Raw genomic sequence first — 4,703 nt, forward strand, 5'->3', positions numbered from 1 at the left:
ACATGACATATCTCAAATATACGATTGCGTACACAGGAACCAAGGCGTACACCCGGAGGTGTAGCTTATCGTGGAAAACCCCCTGTTTGCGCTCACTTTGATGAGTGAACGTCGATGGAGACGTGTATTCCACACAAAGTTAATCCGGTCTGTCGTCCTGTTTTCACACGATGTCGAACGAACTATTCGATTTGGAAGGGGAAGTCGCGGTCGTGACCGGCGGAACGCGGGGCATCGGGCTCGCCATCGCGCAGGCGTTCGCCGACGCTGGTGCGGCCGTCGTTCCCACGTCCCGTAGCGAGGAGGCCGTCGATGCCGCCGTCGAGGACGTCCGAAATCGTGGCGCTGATTCGCTGGCGTCGCCCGTCGATGTCGCCGACGAGGACGACATTACGACACTGTTCGACCGCGTGGAGTCGGAACTCGGCGGTGCCGATATCGTCGTGAACAACGCTGGGTTCAATCCGGACGACGCGCTCGGAAAGCCGGAGGACGTCTCCGCAGACGCCTTCGATTCGGTGATGGACGTCAACCTCCGCGGTGCGTTCCTCTGTTCGAAACACGCCGCAGAGCGGTTACACGAATCGGGCGGGAGCGTCATCAACATCGCCAGCGTCGGCGGAATGGTCGGCCTCCCGCGCCAGCATCCGTACGTCGCGTCGAAGCACGGCCTCGTCGGACTCACGCGAAGCCTCGCGCTCGACTGGGCACCGACCGTCCGGGTGAACGCCGTCGCTCCGGGCTACGTCAGCACCGACCTCACGGAGGGCCTCGAAGCGAACGACCGACTCCGCCAGTCGATCATCGACCGAACCCCGATCGACCGCTTCGCGGATCCCGAGGAAATCGCCGCACCGGTCCTCTTCCTCGCCAGCGACGCCGCCTCGTTCGTCACCGGAAGCTGTCTCACCGTAGACGGCGGCTGGACAGCACAGTAAGGGGACAGGAGAATCCGCCACAACTCCTATCCGCTGGTCGCTGGTATCCGACGGTATGGTTCGACTCTCGACGACAGTGATCCTCGTCGGTATCGTCCTGTTGCTCATCCCGATTCCCCCCATCGCGACGATTCTCGGGATACTTACCCTCGCCCTCGGAGCCGTGCTTCGATTCATGTTCGACATGTAGTGGGGCAAGGCGCGTTTCACGGTTATCGTGAGCCGCGATTTACCCGGTTACCGTGGCGTCAACCCGACCGCGTCCGCGAGCAGTTCGTGTGACCGGAGTTCGTCCTCCGGGTTCGCGAACTGGTTCTGCACGATGACTTCCTCGACGCCGGTTTGATCGGTCATCTGGTCCAACAGATCGCGGACGGTATCGGGACTGCCGGAGATTTGACGCGGCCATTCGTGCGGAACGATGGTATCCGGCGTCGGGTCGGGGACGCCGCCGAGTTCGTCGATAGCCGTCTCGACCGAGTAGATCGGGTCCTCGTTCACGCGGCCCTGCTGTAGCCGCTGTCGGGTCGCCTCCGGCACCGCGCGAAGCCGTGCCGCCTCCTCGTTCGTCTCGGCGCAGGTGACGTTCACCGCGATCATGCCGTACGGTTCGTCCGGACCCGCACCGTTCGGCGACGGCTGGAAGTGGTCCCGATACACCTCGAACGCTCGGACTGCGGGCTTGGGTCTGATGAACGACGCAAAGCAGTAGCGCAGCCCCAATTCGCCCGCGATTGCCGCACTCGACGGGCTGGACCCGAGCACCCAGACGTCCGGAATTCCGTCGCGTGAGCGCGCGACGGACAACTGCTTGAAGGGGTTGTCGTCGTCGAAGCCGCCGTAGAGGTACTTCGTCACCTCGTCTATCTTTTCGGCGTGGTCGTTGGGGTTCCGCTGCTGACTCCGCTCGTTCTGGAGCGCGAAGTCCGAAACCGGATTCCCCGTCGCGCGTCCGAGCCCGAGGTCGATGCGGTCCGGGGCGAGCGCGTCGAGGACGCCGAACGTTTCGGCCACCTTGTACGGGCTATAGTGATTCAGCAGGACCGTCCCGGAGCCGACGCGGATATCGGACGTTTGGGCGGCTAAATGGGAAATCAGCACTTCGGGCGTCGTGCTGGCGAGTCGGTCGGTGAAGTCGTGGTGTTCGGCCACCCAGAATCGAGAGTATCCGAGCCGTTCGGCGTGCTGTGCGCGTTCGAGCGTGTTTTCGAACGCTTCCGTCGCCGTGCCGTCCTCCGGAATCGGCGCGAGGTCCACGAGCGATAGTTCCATACTCGGGATTACCGCGCGAAACGGATAACCGTGACTTCCCCGGAAGTTTCGGTGTCGGATTTCGGCTCTCGGATTTCGGTTCTCGGATTACCGGGAAAACAGCTGCCGGAAGCGGTCCAGCAGTCCAGTCGATATCGATAGTTCGCGGGCGATTTCGTTCACCTCTTCGTCGGAGAACTGCGAGTCCCGACGCGCATCCGCGACCCATCTCTCCCACTCCGATTCCGAGAGGGTCCCCCGCGAATCGCTCTCCCACTGGTCTTCGAGCGCTTCCCGGTCGGCGAAGGGAATGTCCATTCCGCTGTCACCCCAGTAGAGCGGTGCGAGTTCGAACTCGTATTCGTCGTCGTCCACGAAGCGAACCCGATATGGGTAGCCGTTGTAGAGGATGAGGTCGTCCTCCGTGACCGTCTCCCCGTTCGGAAGCCGTAGCGTGCGTGTCATCTACTTGCCGTCGAGTACGTGAGCGAGACTTTTGTTCGTTCGCATGCGTGAACCGATCACAACTCGGTACGATCCGTTCCCGAAATCCCGCCGACCGCCCGTGCGACCGAAACACATCCACCGAATGGCGTCGCCACCAGCGGCAGAGCTAGGTAAATGTATGCCTGAGCTCATACACACGGAAACGATTCTTTCCGGGACGGATATAGCCCGTATCACGGTTTTGTACCGGGTATGAATTTCGGAATTATTGCCTCACGAGATGGGATTTCTACACTGTGCACGGTCGTTGTGACTCGTTTCCGCAGTCACCGACAGACGCAACTCGAACCGGATTCGAGCGTTCGGACCAGCGAGTTCGAGCTAACCCCGGATAGAAGCGCTGAAAGATGGCTTTTTGTCGAAATTCGACCTGATCAGACGATATGATCGGTTCAAATTCCATATCTGACAAACTTGTGTCTATTTACAGTTCAAATAGGATCGTTGAAAGGTGCTCCGAAGATCGTTGATGGAACCGGAAATCACGTGCATCCGCCGACGGGTGGTGAGTTATTTTCACATGCAAGCCCAGGCCTTAGACGAGTTCGACCGCTGCTAGATAACGATGTTCGGACCACTCACTATCGGGAAGAAGGCAGCAAAGTTCGGCTACAAACGATACGGAATTCCGGGTGCGGTCGCCGCCGGAGGGACCGGTGTCCTCGGATATATCGCGGTACGACGTGCCGTCAAATCGGTCGTGAAGCGGAAGGACGTCGGCGGAGCCGTCGATGCGGGTACGATACAGTCGGCCGTCGAGGAAGACGGACTCGACGCTGTCACCGACCGTGAAACGCTCGAATCCGCGATCGACGAGGAGAAGCTCGGTTCGGCCATCGACATCGAAGACGTCCAGACGGCGACGGAGGAGGAGACGGACGAAATCAACGATGTGCAGGCGGACGAGGGAGGCGAAAAAGAAGAAAATAACGACTCGAACTCGGACGACAAATCCGCCGACGAATCGTGAACGCGACCTTCGGTCGACGGTCGACTCGCTCAGTCGGTACGCTTTTGCGCTTCTATCGTCCTACTGTCTACTAATGACCGACGGCGGAACCAAAGCCGAGGAAAAGGTGCCGAACAGCAAGGTTGCGCGGGTACTCCGCGAGTACGATCTATCGGGCTTCGACGAGGAGTTAGTGCATCGCTGGACCGCGGAGGGAGAAGAGCGACGTAGCCTTCGACAGTTGTCCGACGACGTGAACCGGGAACTGGTTCGAGTCGCGATGGAGAACGCCGGAATGACGATACTCGACGGCGACGTGCCGAACACGTATCGACTCCTCACCGACGATGACGTGAGCGCGGGGATGCGAACCGAGGCCGAAACCACACTCCAGCGCGAAGGCGTGGACGTCGAGCGCCTCCGTTCCGATTTCGTCTCACATCAGGCGGTCCACACCTACCTCACGAAACGGCGAGGCGCGGAGAGTCCCGACACGCCGTCCGACGAGGAATCGGTGGAACGCGGCGCGGAAACGATCCGACGACTCCGGAGTCGGACGGCGGCCGTCAGCGAGAAGACACTCCGGACGCTTCGGGACACCGACCGCATCTCGCTCGGTTCGTTCGACGTATTGGTCGACGTTCGCCTGTTCTGTGAGGACTGCGGGAAACAGTACGATGCGGTCGAACTGATAGAATCGGGCGGTTGTGACTGCGGAAACGACGAAGAGGCGTAGCTCCTTCCGTTTTGCCGATTCCGTTCTCCCAACCTTCAGTAGCGCGTCCGGCGGGTTTTATAATTCAGCAGTTTGATTACACGGTTTGATGACCGGTACCACACTCCATCGAAGCGAATGCATAGTCCGTATCGAGACCACCGCCGCGGCAATCCCGGAGGTGAACTGAATGGAGGAGATCAGCACCGAGGATGCACCGCCGAGTATCGGCCCCTTCTCACAGGCGATCCGTGACGGGGACCGGATTTACGTCTCCGGTCAAGGACCGGTCGACCCCGAGACGGGCGAAATCGTCGAGGGCACCATCGGCGAGCAGACGGCG

General features: G+C 60.5%; 7 protein-coding genes. 5 read left to right on the forward strand and 2 right to left on the reverse strand.

The window, feature by feature from the left end:
- The first annotated feature begins 170 nt into the window (after window positions 1-170).
- Together WBV42_RS17275 and WBV42_RS17280 are read left to right on the forward strand one after the other, a co-directional pair.
- A complete protein-coding gene (locus WBV42_RS17275) occupies window positions 171-938 on the forward strand; it encodes an SDR family NAD(P)-dependent oxidoreductase (RefSeq protein WP_423987123.1) in 768 nt (255 codons plus the stop codon).
- A 55-nt stretch (window positions 939-993) separates the two neighbouring features.
- Window positions 994-1,128, forward strand: a complete 135-nt coding sequence (locus tag WBV42_RS17280) for a transporter (protein WP_423987124.1) — start codon at window positions 994-996, stop codon at window positions 1,126-1,128.
- Window positions 1,129-1,175: 47 nt separating this feature from the next.
- On the opposite strand, the gene WBV42_RS17285 is transcribed toward WBV42_RS17280, so the two are convergent.
- Together WBV42_RS17285 and WBV42_RS17290 are read right to left on the reverse strand one after the other, a co-directional pair.
- On the reverse strand, window positions 1,176-2,210 hold the full coding sequence (locus WBV42_RS17285) for an LLM class flavin-dependent oxidoreductase (protein WP_423987125.1): 1,035 nt from the start codon (window positions 2,208-2,210) through the stop codon (window positions 1,176-1,178).
- 87 nt (window positions 2,211-2,297) lie between these two features.
- Window positions 2,298-2,654, reverse strand: a complete 357-nt coding sequence (locus WBV42_RS17290) for a hypothetical protein (protein ID WP_423987126.1) — start codon at window positions 2,652-2,654, stop codon at window positions 2,298-2,300.
- Window positions 2,655-3,261: 607 nt separating this feature from the next.
- Here WBV42_RS17290 and WBV42_RS17295 point away from each other — a divergent pair.
- The 3 genes from WBV42_RS17295 to WBV42_RS17305 all read left to right on the forward strand — a co-directional run.
- Complete coding sequence (locus WBV42_RS17295) at window positions 3,262-3,666, forward strand: hypothetical protein (RefSeq protein WP_423987127.1); 405 nt, start codon at window positions 3,262-3,264, stop codon at window positions 3,664-3,666.
- A gap of 73 nt (window positions 3,667-3,739) precedes the next feature.
- Window positions 3,740-4,381 carry a rod-determining factor RdfA gene (gene rdfA, locus WBV42_RS17300; protein WP_423987128.1) on the forward strand — a complete coding sequence of 214 codons (642 nt, stop codon included), beginning with the start codon at window positions 3,740-3,742 and terminating at the stop codon, window positions 4,379-4,381.
- Window positions 4,382-4,550: 169 nt separating this feature from the next.
- Window positions 4,551-4,703, forward strand: a 153-nt coding sequence (locus tag WBV42_RS17305) for a Rid family hydrolase (RefSeq protein WP_423987129.1), incomplete at its 3' end; no start/stop codon positions are given.

Source organism: Haladaptatus sp. (assembly GCF_049589095.1).
In the GTDB taxonomy this organism is placed as follows: domain Archaea; phylum Halobacteriota; class Halobacteria; order Halobacteriales; family Haladaptataceae; genus Haladaptatus.

Bases quoted from the DNA above. Each gene is read 5' to 3' on its own strand.
- WBV42_RS17275 (WP_423987123.1), top strand. From the start codon at position 171: ATGTCGAACGAACTATTCGATTTGGAAGGGGAAGTCGCGGTCGTGACC.
- WBV42_RS17280 (WP_423987124.1), top strand. From the start codon at position 994: ATGGTTCGACTCTCGACGACAGTGATCCTCGTCGGTATCGTCCTGTTG.
- WBV42_RS17285 (WP_423987125.1), bottom strand. From the start codon at position 2,210: ATGGAACTATCGCTCGTGGACCTCGCGCCGATTCCGGAGGACGGCACG.
- WBV42_RS17290 (WP_423987126.1), bottom strand. From the start codon at position 2,654: ATGACACGCACGCTACGGCTTCCGAACGGGGAGACGGTCACGGAGGAC.
- WBV42_RS17295 (WP_423987127.1), top strand. From the start codon at position 3,262: ATGTTCGGACCACTCACTATCGGGAAGAAGGCAGCAAAGTTCGGCTAC.
- rdfA (WP_423987128.1), top strand. From the start codon at position 3,740: ATGACCGACGGCGGAACCAAAGCCGAGGAAAAGGTGCCGAACAGCAAG.